Origin of the sequence: Streptomyces sp. NPDC020917 (assembly GCF_044333795.1) — a bacterium.
Taxonomy (GTDB): Bacteria; Actinomycetota; Actinomycetes; order Streptomycetales; family Streptomycetaceae; genus Actinacidiphila.
On the sequence record NZ_JBIRRR010000034.1, the window covers coordinates 24,333 to 44,594 of the forward strand.

A 20,262-nucleotide genomic window follows, 5' to 3' on the forward strand; every position below is an offset into this window, starting at 1 on the left:
ATTGTGCAAGCTCCTCCGGGGCACGACATGAGGTCGTGCCCCGGAGCCCTGCGACGACGCCGGAGGTCCCGTGACGAGTGTGGAGATCAACGGGCACGTGGAGCAGTCCGCGCTGCCGGGGCTGGCACGCCGCTGGTTCGAAGCCGCCACGACGGGGCTGCTGGCCGATGTGATGGAGGGGTTGAGGGACGGCGAGGTGGCCCTGCCCGGGTCCACACCGGAGTTGCGGGGCAGGCCGTGGGGAAATCCGGGAAGCATGTGGGCGTCCTTGACGCGGTTCGGGACCGCGGCGGGGCGGGTGTCCAGCCGGCGTGCCTGGTCGGAGCGCGGGTGGGAAGCGTTCCTGAAAGGGCTGGCCAAGTTCCCTGCCGGTGCGCGGCTGGACCTCCTCGAGCTGGACTCCGAGGGGTATTCACGCCATGCGGACCGGGCCTCGGTTCTGCTGCGGACCGTTGACGAAAACAGCGAGTGGTTCCAGGCCAGTTGCGAGTTCGGGTCCTTCCCGGAAGGTCCCCGGAACCGGATCGCCCGGCTGGCCGAGGAGGACGCCAGGGAATTCGCGTGGGCGCTGGTGCAGGAGGTCCCGGTCACGTACGGCGGAGTCGGAGACGAAGGGACCGCCTGGAACGGCACCATGCTGGAGATGCGGCTGGCACGCGACGCGGCCGCGGGCGTCGCGCAGAGCCGGGAGGTGCTGCGGGCCTATCCGTGGGTGACGGTGTGCGGGCCCGAGATCGCGGCCCGGCTCGGTGGGGCCGGGAAGCTGCGCGCCACCGGCGCGTTCTGCGAGGTGGTGGAACTGCCCACGGGCTCCGTGTGGTTGCAGGCCACCGAGCGTCTCGCTGACTACGAGGGCGAGGCCCTCCACCGCGTCTTCCACACCCTCGCCCCCGTCCTTCCTCCGGGCAGACCACGCCCGTATGTCGGCCAGGAGGTTGGCCGCATCGTCTACGAGGACGCGCGCGCCCACGCGGATTCGTAGGAGCGGTTCCGGCTCCGGTCGCGCGGCGGCCGGACGAGGTCCCCAGCGGGGCCATCGCCGTACCTGCACGGGGACCGGCCGTTCCCCCGGCCGTTCCCCCGGGCCGTTGCGCCACGGGCCCCGGGGGCTGGATCATTGTGGGGTGGGCCGTCACGCGCCGTGGGTGGAGGAACTGCTCGGCTTCCTGCTGACGCGGGTGGACGAGACCGGCTTCGGCCACCTCATGGCGCACGAGCCCTCGGCGATGTCCGCCCCGTACATCGAGACGGCCGGTGGCCGGGCGGAGCAGCGGGCGCTGCGGTTCACCGGCTGCGCCACCTGCTCCCAACTCCCGCCCCTGCGGCTCTACTACCGCGCCGAGGAGTGGCCCTGCCAAGCCGTCCGGGCCCTGGCGCTGCCGTTCGCCGACGACCCGGAGTACCGCGAGGCGTGGAGACCGGAGTACGCCAGGCGGCCCTCCGGGGAGTTCCTCCGCCCCGACGCCCTTCGCCGGCTGCCCTGACGCGGGCGCCCGGGCAGGGGCATCTTGAGCGGTCCGCCGCGCCGCCGACCGCGGCGTTCGGTGTGCCGGTTGCCACGCAAGAGCCCTGGTCACGGCGTTTTCGTGCAACCGGGTGACCTTGGCCGCATGTCGGGAGCCTATGCCAAAGGCAGCGGGTTTACTGCGGCTCGGAGGCGGCCCGTCGGTGATCCGAATGCTCTGAACGACGGCTCCGCTCCAAGCCCCGCTTCTTCTGCCCCCTGTGAAAGGAGCCGCCTCATGCGGTCCTCGTCCATGCCCCGCAGCCCCAGGAAGACCCGCTCAGGCCGTGTGCGCACGCTGGTCACGGCCACCGGTACCGCCCTGCTGTTCGCGTCAGGACCGGCGCTCGCCGACACCGCGTCCGGCTCCGACGGTCCGGTCGTCGACGTCATGTGCAAGGGGAACGCCGCCGCCCGGCTCGACAACGCCCTGTCGCCTGACCCGCAGACGATCCACTGGTCGGTGAACGGGGTCCTGAGCGACTGCAACAACGGTCAGGACCGGCCCGCGCGCACCGGCGACGGCGCCTGGCACGAGGTGGGGCAGGAGACCGCGAGCTGCACCTCCAGCGACATCGCCAGCGCCAGGTACACCCAGCGGATCATGTGGGCCGACGGGCAGACGAGCCTCATCGTCGGGCACCTGGCCATCGACGACCACTCGGCCGGCGAGTCGTTGACCAAGGCCATCGGCACGGTGGTGTCGGGTGCCTATGAGGGCGACACGGTGCTGGAGTCCAGCACGGTCATGACCACGCACCCGGGCAGCTGCCAGGAAGCGGGCCGCGACCTCGAGGAAGCCGTGGGCACCTTCGTCTTCTCGCACTGACCGGGACCTTCCGAGTACCGGGAATGCCCGGGTGATGGTGTGCCCGCCGTCCTGCGCGCGGGCACACCTCGCCCTGTGCCACCGAACCGAGACCACCTGTGCGGCCCCTCGCAGCACAGCACCGAGAACTCCTCCGGGGAATGGTGATTGGCCGTGTCCGACGACGCGAGTGTCGACTTCTACGAGAGCAGTCCGGAATTCGTCCGCACATGGTCCGACGCGCGGCTGACCATCAGCAGCGGGCTGTGGCAGGGAGTCGACGGCGATGACGGCGATGATCTGGACCGGGCCCAGACCCGGAAACTGGAGCTGATCGCGGACCTGGCCGAACTCGGGCCGGGAGGACGGGTGCTGGACATCGGCTGCGGATACGGCGGGCTGCTGGATTTCGCCGTACGCAGGCGGAAGGCCGGGAACGCGCTCGGGGTGACGACGTCCTTCGCGCAGGCCCGCCACATCAAGTCCATGGGCGATCCCGCCATCAGCGTCCTGCACGTGGACTTCTGGGACCTTCCGCTGGAGACCGGTGGTTTCGACGCCGTGGTGGCGGTGCAGTCACTGGAGAACGTGCTGGCCGGCGCTCCTCCGGAGCTCACGGGCGCCTTCGCGGCCCTGCGGGAGATGTTCCGACGCGTCCACGCGCTGACGGCCCCCGGCGGCCGCTTCGCCGCGGAGGTGTGCGTCGCCGGCCCGAACGGGGCCCCCGACGTGCACCGGCAGTTCGAGGCCGAGGTGCTCGACAACTCGCAGCCGGGGACGATGCCGCGAGTGGGCGATCTGCTCAACGCTGCCGAGGGGCTCTGGGAACCCCTGAGCGTGACGATCCAGTCCGAGGACTTCGTGCGCACCCTCGACGCCGGCGCCTCCCGTCTCGCCTCTCGCGAGGCGGAGGCCAGAAGGCTCGGCGGTGACGACCTGTACCGGGCCACCTGCGAGACGGTGCGCGGGACGACGGCCGCCGTGCGCGGCGGGATCATGCGCGTTGCCTGGATCGCCTGGAAGCGGACCGACTGAGGATCCGGCGCGGAGCGCCAGCTGGCGACGACGGCCGACCGACGACACATCAATGGGGAACACTGTGACGATTGCAGAACCGGTCCGACCGGAGACACTGGGCGAGGGCTATCTGTCGCTGCCCGAGCTCTTCGCGCGGCAGGCCGCCCGCACTCCGGACGCGCCCGCGGTCAGGGACGCGGCGGTGGAGGTGTCCTACCGGGAAGTCGACGAGCGATCGGCCGCCGTGGCCGAAGCCCTCGCGGAGCGCGGTGTGCGCCCGGGGGACCCGGTGGGCGTGCTCGGCACCCGGTCCTGGCAGTCGACGGTCGCGCTCGCGGGGGTGTTGCGGGCCGGCGCCGTCGCCGTTCCGGTCGACTCCCACCATCCCTCCGCGCGGATGAGCGACATGCTCGTCCAGTCCGGTGCCGGGCTCGTCGTGGTGCTGCCGGGGCATCAGGCGGTCGCCGGGACGCTGCCGGTGGCTCTGCTGCCCTTCGAGCAGGTGGCGGACCGGCCGGGCAACGGGGTCTCGGCCGCCGAGGCGGCCGCTCGGACGAGGCGAGCGGACCAGGCCGCCTACATCCTGTTCACCTCGGGCACGACCGGCAAGCCCAAGGGTGTGGTGCTGCCGCACCAGGCCGTGGTGCGGCTCGCCCTCGATGACGCCCCGTGGTGCGCGGGACCCGGCAAGCGCGGCCTGCAGACGGTCGGGCTGTCCTTCGACGCCTCCCTGCTGGAGGTGTGGGCGACGCTCCTGAACGGCGGGTGCCTCGTGGTGGCCGGCCGGAACGAACTGCTCGACCCCACCGCGTTGAACACCCTCATGCGTCGCGAGCAGATCACCCACGGCTTCATGCCGATGAGCCTGTTCCACCACGCCGTCCGCTTCCGGCCGGGGATGTTCGCCGGGCTCGAACTGGTCCTGACCGGAGGCGAGGCGATGGCGGCCGGACTGGCGCGCGCCGTCCTCGAAGCGGGGCCGCCGGACTGCCTGATGAACGGCTACGGGCCGACCGAGGGCGGCATCATGGTCACCACCCACGACGTCCGCGCCCTGGCCAGGGACGCCACGTCCGTCCCGATCGGACTGCCGGTGGCCCGCAGCCAATGCCACGTGATGCGGGAGGACGGCACCCCGGCATCCCCCGGTGAGGAGGGCGAGCTCTACATCGGCGGTGACGGTCTTGCCCTGGGCTACCTGGGCCGCGAGGCCGAGACCCGCAGGGCGTTCGTCACCGTGGAGCTGGGCGAGACCGGCAGCGCTCGCCTCTACCGCAGCGGCGACCGGGCCCGGTGGAACGAGGACGGCACGCTCGAATACCTCGGCCGGGTGGACCGCCAGGTCAAGATCCGCGGCGTCCGTATCGAACTCGACGCTCTGGAGGCCCAGTTGCGCACGCACCCGGACGTCGCCGAGGCGGCGGTAGTGGTGCGGGGGAGCGACGACTTCACCATGCGGCTGAACGCGTTCGTCACCTCGGCGCGCCCGGAGCAGCCGGTCCTGCCGGAGCAGGTGTCGCTGTTCCTGGCCGAGCGGCTCCCCGCGCACAGCGTCCCCTCGCTGCTCATGCCCGTGGACCGGCTCCCGCTCACCGACAACGGCAAGATCGACTACGCCGCACTGCGCGAGGCCCTGCCCGCAACCGATCAGGGCGGTCAGCAGCCGGACTGCCCGCCCGGCCCGGGCGGCGGCTCCGACCGTGACGAGGACCCGGTCCGCCGGATCTGGTCGGACTGCCTCGGCGTCCCGGTGTCCGACGCCACCGACTTCTTCGCGGCGGGCGGGAACTCGCTCCTCGCCGCCCACCTCGTCAACCGCACGCTCGCCGCGCTGGGCCTGCCGGCCGACCGCTTCCAGGTGCTGCTGCGCAGCCTGCTCGCCGACCGCACCCTTGCCGCACACCAGGCCGCACTCGCCGATCTCGTCCGCGGGACGGGCACGGCGGCCGCGGGCGCCGAGAGCGTCGACTTCGAAGCGGAGGCCGCACTGGACCTGGACCTGCCCGCACCGTCCGGGCAGCGAAGCGGCCACGGGCCACTGCGCCATGTCCTGCTCACCGGCGCGACCGGCTTCCTCGGGGGGTTCCTCCTGGACAGCCTGGTGCGGCACACCGACGCCGTCGTCCACTGCCTGGTGCGCGCGGACGACTCCGCGCACGCCCTTGACCGCATCCACGCCAATCTGTCGCGGCACGGACTCACACGGCCTGGCTCCGGACGGGTCAAGGCGTACGCCGCCGATCTGGAGCACACCGGGCTGGGGCTCTCGCCCGACTGCCGGCAGAGCCTCGCGGACACCGTGGACCTCATCCTTCACAACGCCGCCCACGTCAACTTCGTCTACCCCTACAGCGCCCTGCGCGACGCGAACGTGGGCGCGGTGAGGCAACTGGTCGGTCTGGCCTCGGCCCGGCACATCCCGCTGCACTACGTGTCCAGCATCGCCGTCCTCGCCGGCAGCGGCGCCGCCGGCGTACGGTGCTTCACCGAAACCACACCGCTCAGCCACCCCGAGCTGATCAGCATGGGCTACAGCGAGTCGAAGTGGGTCGCCGAGCGCCTGCTCCAGAACGCCGCGGCGGCCGGACTGCCGGTGACGGTGCACCGCCCGTACGAGATCACCGGGCACAGCCGCACGGGAGCGTGGAACACCGACACCGCGCTGTGCGCCTTCCTCGACGCGATCACCCGGCTCGGCGTCGCCCCCGACATCCGGCTGCCCCTGGACATGGTTCCCGTCGACTTCGTCGCCGACGCCATCGTCGGCCTGGCGAGCACCTACCCCCACGTCGGGGGAGTCTTCCATCTGACCAACCCCCGCCCGGCCCTGCTCGCCGACATGGTCGACCGCCTGCGGGCCGCAGGGCACGCCATCGAGGAGCGCCCCTTCCGAACCTGGGTGGACCTGCTGCTGGACTTCGTCCACGACTGCCCCGACGCGCCCATCGGCCCGTTCGCGCCGCTCTTCGCCACGCGCGCCAACCAGGCCGACATCAGCATCAAGGAACTGTTCCTGGACTCGGTCTTCCCCCGCCTGGACCAGGCCCGCACCCGGCAGATCTGGCCGCAGTGGCAGCAGACGTGCCCACCGGTCGACACGGCACTCCTCGACCACTACGTCCGCTGCCTGCACCGTGGCGGTGTCATCGAGGCGCCCGTGGCCTGACCCCGGCCCCGCGGAACCCAACCCAGCGGCGAACAAGGAGAACCATGACGGGGGTCCACCCGGCCGAGCCGGAACTCGCGCCCGCACCTGTCGAGCCCCACGACGACGTCACCGTCTGGCCACCGCACGGCTACGGCGACCGAGCCCGGACCGAACTGCCGGTCGTCGTCGCATGGTTGCACGACTACATCGGCCGCCCGCACCGCAACCTGCGCCGCAAGGGCCCGATCTGCCCCTTCGTCCCCGCGGCGATGAAAGGCGCGCAGGTGCGCTACGACTTCCACTACGAGGTCACCGGCGCCGACACCGCAGAACTCACCGCAATGCTCCTGCACCGGCTGAACGCCTTCCCGGTCCCTGACACCGACGGGCCCTCACTGGAGAGCCGGGTGATCATCCTGCCGGACCTTGGCGCGAGCGGGTGGGCCGCGCTGGACCGGGCCCACGCCGCGCTGAAGAGCGGCGCGGTCGAACGCGGGCTGATGATCGGGCAGTTCCATCCTGCCTGCGACGAACGCTCAGCGCGGAACGCCGACTTCCGCGTCTCCCGGGCACCGATCCCGCTGCTCGTCGTCCGCCGCATGGCAAGCCACGACGTCCTCTTCCTCCACCAGGACCCGCGCTGGTTCGCCCATTACCGCCGCCGGTTCGCGGAGCACTACGACAGCGGAGGCACGACCGACCCGCTCATGCGCACGCTCTACGCCCAGGCCCAACGCCACCACTCCCCAGGGAGCGACCTCTGATGCAACCCCGCGAGCGCGCCGCGGCCGCCGAAGTGCGCCACCTCCTCTACGGCCAGCTCGTCACCCAGGCCCTGTGCGCAGTCGCCGAACTGGGCCTCCCCGACATGCTGGCGGCCGGCCCCCTGCCGGCGGCGGAGCTGGCCCGCCGCTCCGCAACGGACCCGGCCCGCCGCTCCGCAACGGACCCGGCCCGCCTGCGGCAGTTGATGACCGCCCTCGTCCCGTACGAGATCTTCTCCGGCCCCGACGAGGACGCCTTCGCGCTGGGCCGGCTCGGACGCGCGCTGACCACCGACGCCCCGGGAAGTGCCCTGGCCAGCGCCCTGATGGCACACCGCTTGATGAGCCCGGCCTGGCAGGGACTCCTCGACACCGTGCGCTCGGGCGTTCCGGCCTTCGACCGCGTCCACGGAAGCGACCTCTTCTCCCACCTCGAAGCCCACCCCGACCTCCGCGCCCTGTTCGACCGCACCCAGGCAGCCGACCTGCACCTCGAACTCGACGCGCTCCTCGCCACCGGCCGCTTTGCCAAGGCCGACACGCTGGTGGACGTCGGCGGCGGCAACGGCGCGCTCCTCGCCGCCCTCCTCCACGCCCACCGGCACCTGCGCGGCATCCTCGTCGACCGCCCGTCCGCCGCCGCGGCGGCCCGCACCCACCTCGCCGAGGCCGGCGTCGCCGACCGCGCCACCGTCACCTCCGGCGACTTCTTCAAGAGCCTGCCGCCCGAGGGCGACCTCTACCTGATGCGGGAGATCCTCCACGACTGGGACGACCAGCAGTGCGTCACCATCCTGCGCACCTGCCGGTTCTCGATGCCCCGCCACGGCAGGCTGCTCGTCGTCGAACTCGCCGACGAGACCCCGGGCACCGGACAGGAAGCCCGGGCCATGGGGCAGATGTCGCTGTACATGCTCTCCGTCCTGCCCGGCCGCGAACGCCATCTCGCCGACTACACCCGCCTGCTGGACGCGGCCGGCCTGCACGTCGACGCCGTGCACCGCCTCACCGGCCGGAAAGTCATGATCGAGGCGCGCTGAGGGCCGTCCCCTGTGCCCGCTCAACCGGTGTGGGCCACCAGGGCGTCGACGAGTGTGGGCCAGAGTTCGCGCGGGCGGTCGTGGCCCATGTCGGGAATCAGCAGGAGCTCGGCGTCAGGCACCAGGTCCGCGGTGCGCTTCCCGCCGCTGGGGCCGATCAGCGTGTCGTCCAGCCCGTGGATCACCAGCGTCGGCACCCGCAGTCCGCGCAGTGCGTCCGCGCGTGATCCGCTGAGGATCATCGCGCCGAGCTGCCGCGCGATACCGGCGGGGTAGTAGGCGCGGTCGTAACTGGCGGCGGCCAACTCGCGCAGCACGGCGGCGTCACCGTATCGCCTGGAGGCCCACACCAGTTCCCTCTCCGCCGCCGCGACGTACCCCTCGCGGTCGGCGGGCTTCGGACCGAACAGCACCGCCTGGGCCTCGGGGCTGGACCGGCCGTATTCCCTCTCGCCGGTCGAGGACATCATCGACGTCAGAGTCAGCACGCGCTCCGGGGAGGAGAGGGCCATCGTCTGAGCGATCATTCCTCCCATGGAGGCACCGACCACGTGGGCGCGTTCGATGCCCAGCGCGGTGAGCAGGCCGAAGCCGTCGCCGGCCATGTCGAGAAGCCGGTAGGGGACCATCGCGAGGGCGGTGGGAAGGTCACCCGAGCTCACGGCGGCAATGAACTCCCCCATGTCGACGGGGTGACGGTCGAACTTCGTGGACAGCCCGCAGTCACGGTTGTCGTACCGGATCACGTGGCGACCGCGGTCTGCCAGCATCCGGCAGAAGTCCTCGTGCCAGGCGAGCATCTGCGCCCCGAAACCCATGACCAGAAGGACAGGAGGATCCCCGGGGTCGCCGAAGCTCTCGTACGCGAGGGAAACGTCCGCAGACACGTCAACGATCGACATAGCTGGAGCCTGCCACGGCCGACCTCGAATCGCACCCGGATAAGAGGCGTTGACCTGCGGATCCGCGGGTTGGGCTCCGGTTAGGGGGCTATGCCGCGGTGCGCAGGGGCCGGTCGGGGCGGCACACCTGGCACGCCGCGGAGTCGCCGCGCGCCAGTGCGGCGCGGGCCTGCTCGGGGGTGGCGGGCCGGGCGCGGTCGCGGGTGGCCCGGCAGTTCCCGCGGTGGACGATCCGGGCGGGGCCGATGTCGTCGGTGAAGTAGACGCGTTCCTCGATCTTCCAGGCCGGGGAGACAGCGGCCCGCTCGGTGGGCACCTGGTCGTACGGCTGGCCCTCGATCGGCTCGCAACGTCCGGCCGGCGCGCGGAAGTCGACCGGCACGGGCACGTCGGTCAGGCGGCCCCGGGTGTCGCTGGCGGAGGGCAGGTGGATCTGGAGGTCGTACCACCACGATCCGTCGGCCTCGCGCCGCCGGCCCTTCACGACGGCGTGGAGGCGCTGGCCGTCATGGAGCCTCACCCGCACCAGCGGCCCGTCCGCCTGCGGCAGGTCGTCCTGCCCGCCCATGCCCTCGCTCACGGATCCAGGCTAGTTCGATTCTTCGTTCGAATCCATGCGCGGAGCGCCCGGCCCGGCCGGGCCCGAATACACCGCGTGTCCCGCGGGGCCCGGCTTCGGTTCATTCCGTTCCGGCGTCGAGAACCGGACGAGGGGCCTCGGAGAGGTCGTGGTGGGGGGCGGTGGCGGCTCCACCGGCCTTGGCGGCTTCCACCATGCGCTGGTGGATGTCGCGGGCGTGCCGCTCGGTCGCGGCGGGTACGGGGCTGCCCGTGACCGTGAACCAGTCGGTCGCGCCGGTGTACTGCACGGCCAGTGCGGCCTTGCCGTCGACCCAGGTGGTGTGAAGGGTGAGGTCGCCGTGGATGGGGCCGATCTCCACGGTGTCGACCCCGCCCGTCCCGCTGAGGATTCCTTGTGTCGTCCAGGCCGTCCATGCGTTCATGGGTCACCTCCGCCGCCAAGGGTCCTCGCCAGGCCGAAGCCGCCCGGCTCGTTAGCCCATTATGGGGGATTTTATCCGCATTCCTTGTCGAGGTGTGCGGGGGAGCCGGGATGTCAGGCGCGGCCGTGGATCTGCTGGGAGCGGCGTGAGAGGGAGTCGAGGATGACGGCGCCCAGCAGAACGCCGCCGGTGACCATGTACTGCACGGCCGTCTGCACGCCGATCAGGACCATGCCGGAGGCGATGGACTGGATGACCAGGATGCCCAGCAGCGCGGACCAGGTGGTGCCGTGCCCGCCGAAGAGGCTGACCCCGCCGATGACGGCAGCGGCGATGGCGTTGATCAGCAGGGTGGTGGAGCCGGAGGTCTGTCCCACCGAGGCGACCCGTGATGTCAGGAACAGGCCGCCGACCGCGGCGAGTGTCCCGGACATCGCGAAGGCGGAGACGCGTGTCCAGACCACGTTGATACCCGAGCGGCGGGCGGCTTCGACGTCTCCGCCGATGGCGAAGATCCCCCTGCCGTAGGTGGTGCGCCGCAGGACGAAGTCGAGGCCGACGACGAACACGAGGAAGACCAGGAGGGCCAGTGGCACGCCGCGGAAGTCCTCCAGGATCCATGCGGCCCCGAACGAGGGGACCGCGACGCCCGCGGTGCGTTCGACGATCTCCCACATCGGCAGGACGGACATCCCGGCGCTGCGGCGCGCGCGGTTGTCCCGGTAGGCCATGACGAAGAAGGTGCCCGTACTCAGCGCCGCCAGGCCGTAGGCGAGCACCGCGCTGTGGAAGTAGCGATCGCTGAGATCCGCGACCAGGCCCCGGTCGCCGACGTCGATGGTTCCGCTGGCTCCCAGCACGTAGAGCATCAGGCCGTTCCAGGCCAGCAGCCCCGCCAGGGTGACGACGAAGGCAGGGACGCCGACGCGGGCGAAGAGGAGCCCCTGGAGGGTTCCGATGGCGGCCCCGGCGAGCAGGGCCGACACGATGGCGAGCCATTCGGGCACGCCGTGGTTGACGTACATCACCGCGAAGATCGCCGCCGTGAGTCCGCTGACGGAACCCACCGACAGGTCCACCTCCCCCAGGAGCAGCACGAACACGATGCCCACGGCGATCAGGCCGGGGCCGACGATGTCCACGCAGATGTCCGACAGGTTCCGCGGGGACAGGAAGTTGTGGTTCAGGCTCTGGAAGACGATCCACGTCACCAGCAGCGAGACGACGACCGGGAGGACGCCGAGCCTGCCGCTGCGCAGCCGGTCGCCGACGGAGCGGAGGTAGCCCGGCAGACCCGGTCGGCCGGGCTCGCCCGGGCCGCCGTCCGGCCGGACGGCGGCCCGGGCGGATGAGGCCGAGTGGCCGGCAGGCTTGGTGTCTCCGGCGCCCCCGGCGGCGTCCGCGCCTTTCACAGCATGTCCTCCCAAGGCTTGGTCGCGCGCTGCGTCACGGCGTTGTCGGTGGCGCCGGTGATGGAGGAGACGATCTGCTCCTGCGTCGTGGACGGCACGTCGAAGAAACCGTTGTTGCGACCGTGCCGCAGCACCGCGGCCTGGTCGGCGACGGCCTTGACGTCACCGAGGTTGTGGCTGATCAGCATGATCGCGGTGCCGCGGTCCCGCAGGCGGTCGATCAGGTCGAGGAACTGCGCGGTCTGCTCGATCCCCAGGGCGGCGGTGGGCTCGTCGAGGACGAGCAGTTCGGGACGGCTGAGGATGGCGCGGCCGATGGCCACCGACTGGCGCTGCCCTGCCGAGAGCGTGGCGACGGGGACCCGCACGTTGGGCGGGTGCTTGGCCAGGATCGCCAGCGGTTCCAGGTCCAGGGCCCGGCGTTCCATCGCGATCTCGTCCAGGACGCCCGCCCGGGTGATCTCGTGGCCCAGGAAGAGGTTCCCCACCACGTCGAGGTTCTCGCACAGCGCGAGGTCCTGGTACACGCCGGCGATGCCCAGCTCCTGGGCGTCGCGGGGGCGCTGGATCCGTACCGGCCGCCCTCGCCACTCGATGACGCCGGCGTCGGCGGGTCCCACTCCGGTGATCGCCTTGAGGAGCGTGGACTTGCCCGCGCCGTTGTCGCCGACGAGCGCGACGACCTCGCCGGCGTGGATCTCCAGCTCGATGTCGGTGAGCGCCTGGACGGCCCCGAAACGCTTGCAGATTCCGTGCAGAGCCAGCACGGGTGCCCTTGACACACGAATCACCTCCCGCCGGTCACCGACGCGCATGTCGTCGCCTGGTCGTGCCACCGTCCGTACGCGGCGCACCCGCCGGTTCAGCCGGTGAGTCCGGCGTCCCGGCAGGCGGACAGCAACTTCGGTGGACATATCTGCTGGACCGTGTAGACACCCGCGTCGACGACGGTGTGCTTGACGTTGCCCCGGTTCACGGCGACCGGGGTGCCCAGATAGGCGGGTATGTCCTTGGTGGTGTCGTTGCTGATCCGCTGCTTGGCGATGCCGTCGAGCGACGTGCCGCGGGCCAGGGCCAGGGCCATCTCGGCGGCCGCGTCGGCCTCGGCGGGGAAGGACTTGTGGACCGTGACGGCCTGCTCGCCGGTGATGACGCGCCGCACCGCGGCGAGGTCGGCGTCCTGGCCGGTGACGGGGGGCTGCGGCGTGACGTTCTCGGCCTTCAGCGCGGTGACGATGCCGGTCGCGAGACCGTCGTTGGCCGAGTAGACGCCGTCGAACCCGTGCGGGCCCAGCTTGGCGACCGCGGCGAGCGTGTTGGTGAACGCGTTCTGCGGGATCCACCCGGTGGTGTTGTACGCGGCGACGATCCGCGCCTTGCCCTGGAACACCGACAGCGCGCCCTTCCGCAGGGCCTTGGCGTTCGGATCGCTGGGCTCGCCGTTCATCATGACGATCCGGGGGAGTCGCGTGCCGTGCCCGAGAGCCGCCAGGAGTCCCTGGGCCTGGAGCCGTCCGATCGCCACGGAGTCGTAGCCCGAGTAGGCCGACAGCGGTCCGTCGGCGAGTCGGTCGTAGGACACCACCGGTACGTGGCTCCGGTGGGCCTGCCTCACCGAGACGGCCAGGGCCTTGCTCTCGACCGGAGCCAGGATCAGCGCCCGCACACCGTTGGCGATCATGGAGTTCACCTGCGACTGCTGGATGGCGACGTCGGCCGAGGCGTTGGCGTACCGCACGGTGCAGGTGCCGCACAGCTGCTTGATGCGTTGTTCGATCAGCGGCTTGTCGGACTTCGTCCAGCGAGGGGTGTGCGTGTCGGGCAGCAGCACGCCGATGGTGAGACCTCCCTCGGCCGCGGTCCCCCGGTGGGCCACCGCGGCCGTGCCGTGCGGGGCGAACACCACGACCAGGCTCGCCACCAGGGCGGCGACCAGCCCGCGGCTCCCTCGGTGCCTCATCGCCATGACGCTTCCCGGCGTGTCTCGGCGGAGGCCCGGTGGGGTGCGAGGTCGATCTCGCCCCACACCTGTTTGCCGCCGCTGACCGGCACCGAGCCCCAGGCGGCGCAGACGGCCTCCACCAGGATGATGCCGCGGCCACCGGTGGCCTCCCAGTCGATCCCCGTGGGCTTGACGGGGGCGCGGGGCGAGGAGTCGCTGACCGCGACGCGCATCCGTTCCCCGGCAAGGGTGAGGTTCAGGTGGACCTCACCGCTGGTGTGCGTCATGGCGTTGGTGACCAGTTCCGAGACGACCAGCAGGATCGCGTCCGTCTCCCGCGTCTCGCGCCAGGACCGCAGCGTACGGGCGGTGAAACGGCGGGCGTGCATCACGGCGTCCGGCAACCGCCACACCGACCAGCTCGCCCGCCGCGGCCGGACGGGCAGGCCGTCGTAGCGCAGCAGCAGAAGGGCCACGTCGTCCTCGCGCCGCTCGGTGGTTCCGATCAGTTCGTCGGCCGTCCGGTCGGGGGCGGCCGGATCGGCGGTCGCCAGCACCCGGCGCACCCGCTGCACGCCCTCCTCCAGGTGGAGCTTCGAGGACTCGACCAGACCGTCCGTGAAGAGCGCCAGGACGCTCCCCGGGGTCATGCTGACATTGGTCAGCGGGAAGTCGGCGTCCGCGATCACGCCGAGTGGCGGGCCTCCCTCGGCTTCGACCTCCAGAGTGCCGCCGTCCGGCGCCCGGAGCACCGGCTGCGGGTGGCCGGCCCGCACCACCCAGGCGTCGCCGTCCTCGACGTCGAGGGCGACGTAGCAGCAGGTGGCGAAGGCCTCGCTGTCCAGACCGATGAGCAGGCGGTTGGCGTGGGACATCACCACGTCCGGCGGGTGCCCCTCCACGGCGTAGGCGCGGATCCCGGTACGGATCTGGCCCATGATCGTGGCGGCCTCCGCGCTGTGGCCCTGCACGTCGCCGATGACCAGGGCGATGGACCTGTCGGACACCGGGATCACGTCGTACCAGTCACCGCCCACGGCGAGCCCCGTCGTCGCCGGCAGATACCGGGCGACCGCCGTGCCGCCCGGCAGGGCCGGGAGGGCGCGGGGCAGCAGGCTGCGCTGCAGGATCGAGGTGAACTCGTTCTCGGCGTCGTGGGAACGGGCGCGGGCCAGCGCATGCCCGACCAGTCCCGCGGCGGAGGTCAGCAGCGCGCGTTCCCCGGGTCTGAACTCGTGCGGCTCGTCCCAGCCCAGCAGGCACACACCGGCCATCCGGCCGTCGGCCGGGAGCGGCAGGACCGCGAGCCCTCCCGGGCCTGCCTCGGCGAGGCCGGGCTCCAGGCCGGTGGTGGAGGCCCACAGCCGGGTGCGGCCCTGGGTCAGCACGCCCTGCAGCGTGGGCAGGTCATCCGGCGACGTCTCGGGCCACTCCGAGTGCCACTGCGAGCGCCACGTGCCCCACACCGCGGGCCCTTGGGGTTCCATCTCGGTGACCACCAGCCGTCCGGCGTGCACCTCGGCGAGGACCATGGTGTCGGCTCCCAGAGGGTCCCGCAGAGCGGTCACCACGGCATGGCTGACGTCGCGGACCGTCGCCGACGCCGCGAGGGCGACGGAGAGCCTCTGGAACCGGGACACCTCGGCCCTGGCCGGCCGCAGATGCGACGCCTCCGCGATCACGCCCAGCAGCCGGCACGGCCTCCCCCCGGCGTCGGTCAGCACCCGGAAACGCAGCCGCAGCACGCGCAGCCCACCGCTCGGCCGCCGCACCCGGAAGTCCAGGTCCTGGCCACCGGGCCGGCTCACGCTCGGCTCGAGAACCGACATCAGCGCGGGAAGATCCTCCAGCACGGTCTGGGCCAGCAGGGTCTCCACGCGCCCGTCGAAGTGCTCCTCCTGCAGGCCCAGGAGGTCCAGTGCCTGCCGGTCCGCCTCGATGCGCCCCGTGGCCGGCGACAGGGTGAACGACCCCATGCGTCCGAGGCCCAGCCAGGAGCCGTCCGGCCGAGCGCTCGGCTCGGGGACGATGACGGTGCCGGTGTCGCCGAAGGCACCCTCCGTTTCCATCCGCGCCGAGACCTGGTCGGCGTACAGCTCGAGAAAGTCGCGCCGCTCGACGTCGGCGCCGTCTTTGCCCGCCGCCCTGACGGCCAGGCATCCCAGGACCGTCTCACCGGCAGCCAGCGGCACCGCTCCCAGCCACTCGCCTCCCGCCCCCGGCGCGGTGGCCGCCGGGGCGGCCGCGCCAGTGGTCCGCGCCCCGACGACCGCGGGATCAGCCGCCTGCGCGGGGGCGGCCCACACCAGCTGACCCGTGCGGAATGCCTCGGCCACTGCTGAACGGCCGGACGCCGGATAGCTGTCCGGGAAGCCGGCGCCATCACCCGGCTTCTCCTCCACCGTCTCGCTCAGGCGAAGCTGCCCGGACTGCTCGTCCGGCACATAGACGGCGGCCGCGGCCGCCCCTCTGAAGACCATGCCCTCCTCCGCCGCACTTCCCCGCGTCCCCTGCCGCCGACGGACGATGGTGCGCCAGGTCCCGCGGTCCCACAGGGCGGCGGGGCTACTGGCAGGGCGCAAGGGCTACTGGCTCTCGTGGCACTGGATCGGCTACCAGCTCCGACACCGGCGAACGTACTAGGTACCCTATTGTCCAGAAATATCTCCCGCCTCGCTCTGGGAGCCGTACGGGGTGCTCGTGCTCGCGCCGCGGAAGCGAGGGCCGCCGGCCAGGTGACCGAGGTGTGCCAGGAGGTCACGCGAGGGACCCGGTCCCTCGTCGAGCACCTTTGCGGATCGTGACGGCGCGGGCCGGCGGGACTCCTAGGATCTGGGGCATGGCAACGCGACTCGTGCAGATCAACATGAAGGCCCAGGACGACGCCGCGCTCGGCCGGTTCTGGGCGGAGGCACTCGGGTGGGGTGTCGACAGCGAGGGACCCGGCGTGACCAACCTCGAACCCGCCGGTTTCACCTATCCCGACCCCGTCGCCGTCTGCATCGACATCATCGCCCACCCGGAACCCAAAACGGTCAAGAACCGCGTGCACCTCGATCTGGCCACCACCTCGACCGCCCATCAAGCGGAGGTGGTCGCGCGGTTGAAGGACCTCGGCGCGACGTTCGCCGACGTGGGGCAGGGCGACGTCCCCTGGACCGTCATGGCCGACCCGGAAGGCAACGAGTTCTGCGTCCTGGATCCCCGTCCGGTCTACCAGGACACCGGGCCGATCGCCGCGGTGGTCGTCGACTGCTCCGACCCTCGAGGGATGGCCCGGTTCTGGGGCGAGGCGATGGACTGGACGCTGCACGACGTCACCGACGACCACGCGACCATGCGCTCCGCCCAAGGCGTGGGCCCCTACCTGGAGTTCCTCCGCACCCCCGACGCCAAGCGCGTGTGGAACCGCGTCCACCTCGACATCCGCCCCTACCCCGGTGACGACCTCGCCGCGGAAGAAGCCCGACTGCGCGCTCTGGGTGCCACCAGTCCTGATATCGATCAGTCCGCGATCGCCTGGACGGTCCTGGCCGACCCGGAAGGCAACGAGTTCTGCCTCCTCACCCCTCGCTGACCTAGGGCACCGACTCCGAGTGTGGCGCGGATGGGGGAGCGGGCCCTTGCGGTAGGGCCCGCCGAGGTGGCCTCAGGCTGAGATGGCCAGGGCCGCACGGGCCACGGGATGGGCGAACTCCTGGCCCCCGCAGTAGCGTTCGATCTCGTCCAGGGCGCTTTCGGTGATGCGCATGAGCTCTCCGCCGAGCGAGCCGGCGATGTGCGGGGTGAGGAGCACGTTGGGCAACGAGTAGAGCGGCGAGGCCGCGGGCAGCACCTCGGGGTCCGTGACGTCGATGACGGCGTGGATGCGGCCTGACGCGGCCTCGGCGGTCAGTGCGTCGTGGTCGATCAGCGAGCCGCGTCCGGTGTTGATGAGGGTGGTGCCGTCCCGCAGGAGCGCGAGCCTGCGGGCGTCCATCAGGTGGTGGGTCTCCGGCAGTGCGGGGGCGTGCAGGGAGACGACGTCGCCCAGGGCTATCAGTTCGTCGAGGTCGACGAGCCGGGCCCCCAGCGAGCGGGCACTGCCGGCGTCGAGGTGCGGGTCGGCCACCAGGAGGTCGAAGTCGAAGGGGCGCAGCAGCTCCAGCACCCTGCGCCCCACCAGGGACGCGCCCACCACGCCGATCGTCCTGCGGTAGTTGCCGAGGCCGGGGAAGCGCGCCGACCAGTCCAGGGCGGCTCGGTGCTCGCGGTAGGCGTCGCCGATCGCCAGGACCCGCTTGTTGGCGAAGAGGACGGCGGCGACCGTGTACTCGGCGACGGGCACGGCGTTGGCCGCGGCCGCCGTGGAGACGAGCAGTCCGCGGTCCCAGCACGCGTCCGTCACATGGTGTTTGACACTGCCCGCGGCGTGCACGACGGCTTTGAGCGCCGGCATGCGGGCCAGCACGGCGTCGTCGAGCGGGGGGCAGCCCCAGGAGGTGATCAGGACCTCGACGGCCGCCAGGTCCGGAACGCGGTCGAAGTCCTCGGCGACGAGTTCCGGATCGATGTCCACGTGGCGCGTCAGCCGCTGGACCGCGGTCCCCGGGAAGAGGGCGTCGCGGTGCCGGCGGCCCATCGCGAACAAGGCGCGCGGGCGGGAGGGAGTGGAAGGCATGGGGATCCTCATGACGTGGCCTACTTGATGGCGCCGGCGGTCATGCCGGACTTCCAGAACCGCTGGAGCATCAGGAAGAGAAGGACGAGCGGTGCGACGGAGACCAGCGACCCCACCACTGCCAGCAGGTAGTCCTGCGGGTGGCCCTGGGAGAGCGCGGACGAGTACCAGACGTACAGGCCGAGGTTGACCGGGAAGAGGTTCTTGTCGGACAGCATCACCAGGGGCAGGAAGAAGCTGTTCCAGATCTGGGTGAACTGGAAGAGGAAAATGGTCACGAAGGCCGGTGCGAGCATGGGGAACGCGATCCGGCAGAAGGCCCTGAACTCGCCGGCGCCGTCGATCCGGGCGGCCTCGAGGACTTCGTCGGGGACGTAGGCGGCGCTGAACACCCGGGCCAGGTAGACGCCGAACGGGAAGACGAGGCCGGGCAGGAACACGCCCCAGAAGGTGTTCACCAACCCGACCTTCGCGGCGATCAGGTACAGCGGGATCGCCAGTGCCGTGCCCGGCACCATCACGCCCAGCAGGACGAAGGCGAAGAGCTTCTCCTTGACGGGGAAGGCCAGTTTGTCGAACGCGTACCCGGCGGCCACGCTGAAGACCGTGGCCAGCAGCGCCCCGGCGCCGGCGTACAGGACGGTGTTGACGATCCAGCGCAGGTAGATGCCGTCGTCGACCTGGAACAGGTGGCCGAGGTTGTCCAGGAGCGCGAAGTGCCTGCCCGGTGCGAAGCCGTTGGTGGCGAACAGGTCCTGGCGGCTCTTGGTCGCCGACAGGACCAGCCAGAGCATCGGCAGGAGGGTGTAGAGGGCGGCGAGACCCAGCATCGCGGTCACGCCCGTCTTGGACAGCAGAGCCGAAGGACGCCTTCCTGCGGGCCTGCTCGGCGGGCCCGGCACGCGGCCGCTCGTCCGGCCCGAGGCTGCGGCAGGCGCCGGGGCACCGAGGGTGAGGGGCTTGGTCACGGCTGGCTCCTGCTGCGCGCGAATCGGGTGACGAGGAACGACATGACCGCCGCGGCCAGCGCGATGAGCAGCGAGGCGGCAGCCGCCAGCCCGAAGTCGTTGCGGGTGAACGCGGCGGTCTGGACGTACATGTTGGGTGTCCAGCTGCTGCCGATGGCGCTGGAGGCGCTGTAGATGACCCGGGGCTCGGTGAAGAGCTGGATCGATCCGATGACGGTGAACAGCACGGCCAGCGCGATGGAGGGGCGGATCATCGGCAGCTTGATCGACAGGGCCGTTCGGACACCGCCGGCACCGTCGATCCTCGCGGCGTCCAGGGTCTCGGCCGGCACCGCCTTGAGGGCGGCGTAGAAGATGACCATGTTGTAGCCGATCCACTCCCAGACGGCGATGTTCGCGGCGGAGAACACGGCGTTGTCCGCCGACAGGAAGCTGACGTGGAGGCCCACGGAGCCGAGCGGGCCGATCACCGGGCTCAGCCCCGGGGTGTAGAGGTAGACCCAGATCAGCGCCGCGATCAGTCCGGGCACCGCGTGCGGGAGGAACAGGGCCAGCTGGAAGAAGGCGCGTGCCTTGACCAGCGCGGAGTCCAGCAGCAGGGCGAGGACGAGCGCGCCGCCGATCATCACCGGGATGTAGACGGCGACGTAGGCGGCGATGGTGAGGAACCCGTTGCGGAATGCCGGATCCGACAAGGCGTGGGTGTAGTTGTCCAGGCCGGCGAAGACCTTCCTGGTGCCGCCGAAGCCCAGGCCGGAGGTGCGGGTGGTGAACAGGCTCATCCAGCCCGCGTAGAGCAGCGGGGCGAGGGTGACGGCGCTGAACAGGACGAGAAACGGTGCCAGGAGCAGCGCCGCGGTACGGCGCTGGGCACGGGCTGAGGGGCTTGCCATGACCGGCTTCCTCGATGAGAGCGGGAGAGTGCGGGGTGGGCCGGACACCGGCCCCACCTCGGCGGGGGGGGGCCCCCGCCCCCCCCCCCCCGGGGCGGGGGGGGGGGGGGGGGCGGCCCCCCCCCCGGGGGGGGGGTGGCGGCCGGGGGCGGGCGGGGCGCGGGGGGGGTTGGCCCGCGGGGCGCGGCGCCCCCCCCGCC

Annotated in this window: 18 protein-coding genes; 8 read left to right on the forward strand and 10 right to left on the reverse strand. The window is 71.7% G+C overall.

The features are described from left to right. The first annotated feature begins 70 nt into the window (after nt 1–70). The 7 genes from ACH4TG_RS39615 (at nt 71) to ACH4TG_RS39645 (ending at nt 8,281) form a co-directional block, all read left to right on the forward strand. The gene (locus ACH4TG_RS39615) at nt 71–982 is read left to right on the forward strand and encodes a hypothetical protein (RefSeq protein ID WP_398247947.1); all 912 of its coding nucleotides are present in this window, start codon (nt 71–73) and stop codon (nt 980–982) included. 142 nt (nt 983–1,124) lie between these two features. Further along, the gene (locus ACH4TG_RS39620) at nt 1,125–1,484 is read left to right on the forward strand and encodes a hypothetical protein (protein ID WP_398247949.1); all 360 of its coding nucleotides are present in this window, start codon (nt 1,125–1,127) and stop codon (nt 1,482–1,484) included. Between the two features lie 258 nt (nt 1,485–1,742). Then, complete coding sequence (locus ACH4TG_RS39625; protein ID WP_398247951.1) at nt 1,743–2,333, forward strand: hypothetical protein; 591 nt, start codon at nt 1,743–1,745, stop codon at nt 2,331–2,333. 153 nt (nt 2,334–2,486) lie between these two features. Continuing rightward, nucleotides 2,487–3,347 (forward strand): SAM-dependent methyltransferase, encoded by an 861-nt coding sequence (locus tag ACH4TG_RS39630; RefSeq protein ID WP_398247952.1) that lies wholly within the window; start codon nt 2,487–2,489, stop codon nt 3,345–3,347. A gap of 64 nt (nt 3,348–3,411) precedes the next feature. Beyond that, nucleotides 3,412–6,495: an amino acid adenylation domain-containing protein gene (locus tag ACH4TG_RS39635; protein WP_398247954.1), complete on the forward strand. Its 3,084-nt coding sequence runs from the start codon at nt 3,412–3,414 to the stop codon at nt 6,493–6,495. A gap of 44 nt (nt 6,496–6,539) precedes the next feature. After that, a complete protein-coding gene (locus ACH4TG_RS39640; RefSeq protein ID WP_398247956.1) occupies nt 6,540–7,241 on the forward strand; it encodes a DUF6875 domain-containing protein in 702 nt (233 codons plus the stop codon). Continuing rightward, nucleotides 7,241–8,281 (forward strand): methyltransferase, encoded by a 1,041-nt coding sequence (locus ACH4TG_RS39645; RefSeq protein WP_398247958.1) that lies wholly within the window; start codon nt 7,241–7,243, stop codon nt 8,279–8,281. The genes ACH4TG_RS39640 and ACH4TG_RS39645 overlap by 1 nt, the downstream gene beginning before the upstream one ends. 20 nt (nt 8,282–8,301) lie before the next feature. Here ACH4TG_RS39645 and ACH4TG_RS39650 read toward each other — a convergent pair whose 3' ends face one another. The 7 genes from ACH4TG_RS39650 to ACH4TG_RS39680 all read right to left on the reverse strand — a co-directional run bounded on the left by ACH4TG_RS39650 (nt 8,302) and on the right by ACH4TG_RS39680 (nt 16,021). Then, a complete protein-coding gene (locus tag ACH4TG_RS39650; protein WP_398247960.1) occupies nt 8,302–9,183 on the reverse strand; it encodes an alpha/beta fold hydrolase in 882 nt (293 codons plus the stop codon). Nucleotides 9,184–9,271: 88 nt separating this feature from the next. After that, nucleotides 9,272–9,763, reverse strand: coding sequence for a DUF6233 domain-containing protein (locus tag ACH4TG_RS39655; RefSeq protein WP_398247962.1), 492 nt, complete (start codon nt 9,761–9,763; stop codon nt 9,272–9,274). A 100-nt stretch (nt 9,764–9,863) separates the two neighbouring features. Beyond that, entirely contained in the window at nt 9,864–10,187 is a 324-nt protein-coding gene (locus ACH4TG_RS39660; RefSeq protein ID WP_398247964.1) for a hypothetical protein, read from the reverse strand. A gap of 113 nt (nt 10,188–10,300) precedes the next feature. Continuing rightward, the gene (locus tag ACH4TG_RS39665; protein WP_398247966.1) at nt 10,301–11,599 is read right to left on the reverse strand and encodes a sugar ABC transporter permease; all 1,299 of its coding nucleotides are present in this window, start codon (nt 11,597–11,599) and stop codon (nt 10,301–10,303) included. Further along, a complete protein-coding gene (locus tag ACH4TG_RS39670; RefSeq protein ID WP_398247968.1) occupies nt 11,596–12,414 on the reverse strand; it encodes an ATP-binding cassette domain-containing protein in 819 nt (272 codons plus the stop codon). Before ACH4TG_RS39670 ends, ACH4TG_RS39665 begins: the two co-directional genes overlap by 4 nt. Nucleotides 12,415–12,461: 47 nt before the next feature. Continuing rightward, entirely contained in the window at nt 12,462–13,559 is a 1,098-nt protein-coding gene (locus tag ACH4TG_RS39675; RefSeq protein WP_398247969.1) for a sugar ABC transporter substrate-binding protein, read from the reverse strand. Further along, a complete protein-coding gene (locus ACH4TG_RS39680) occupies nt 13,556–16,021 on the reverse strand; it encodes a SpoIIE family protein phosphatase (RefSeq protein ID WP_398247970.1) in 2,466 nt (821 codons plus the stop codon). Before ACH4TG_RS39680 ends, ACH4TG_RS39675 begins: the two co-directional genes overlap by 4 nt. 359 nt (nt 16,022–16,380) lie before the next feature. On the opposite strand from ACH4TG_RS39680, the gene ACH4TG_RS39685 reads away from it, so the two are divergent. Then, nucleotides 16,381–17,118, forward strand: coding sequence for a VOC family protein (locus ACH4TG_RS39685; RefSeq protein ID WP_398247971.1), 738 nt, complete (start codon nt 16,381–16,383; stop codon nt 17,116–17,118). 72 nt (nt 17,119–17,190) lie between these two features. Here ACH4TG_RS39685 and ACH4TG_RS39690 read toward each other — a convergent pair whose 3' ends face one another. Genes ACH4TG_RS39690 through ACH4TG_RS39700 form a run of 3 tightly spaced genes read right to left on the reverse strand, consistent with a single transcriptional unit; the run spans nt 17,191 to nt 20,062 of the window. Beyond that, complete coding sequence (locus ACH4TG_RS39690) at nt 17,191–18,201, reverse strand: hydroxyacid dehydrogenase (RefSeq protein WP_398247972.1); 1,011 nt, start codon at nt 18,199–18,201, stop codon at nt 17,191–17,193. A 20-nt stretch (nt 18,202–18,221) separates the two neighbouring features. After that, nucleotides 18,222–19,169 carry a carbohydrate ABC transporter permease gene (locus ACH4TG_RS39695; protein ID WP_398247973.1) on the reverse strand — a complete coding sequence of 316 codons (948 nt, stop codon included), beginning with the start codon at nt 19,167–19,169 and terminating at the stop codon, nt 18,222–18,224. Further along, a complete protein-coding gene (locus ACH4TG_RS39700) occupies nt 19,166–20,062 on the reverse strand; it encodes a carbohydrate ABC transporter permease (protein WP_398247974.1) in 897 nt (298 codons plus the stop codon). Before ACH4TG_RS39700 ends, ACH4TG_RS39695 begins: the two co-directional genes overlap by 4 nt. Nucleotides 20,063–20,262 lie beyond the last annotated feature (200 nt).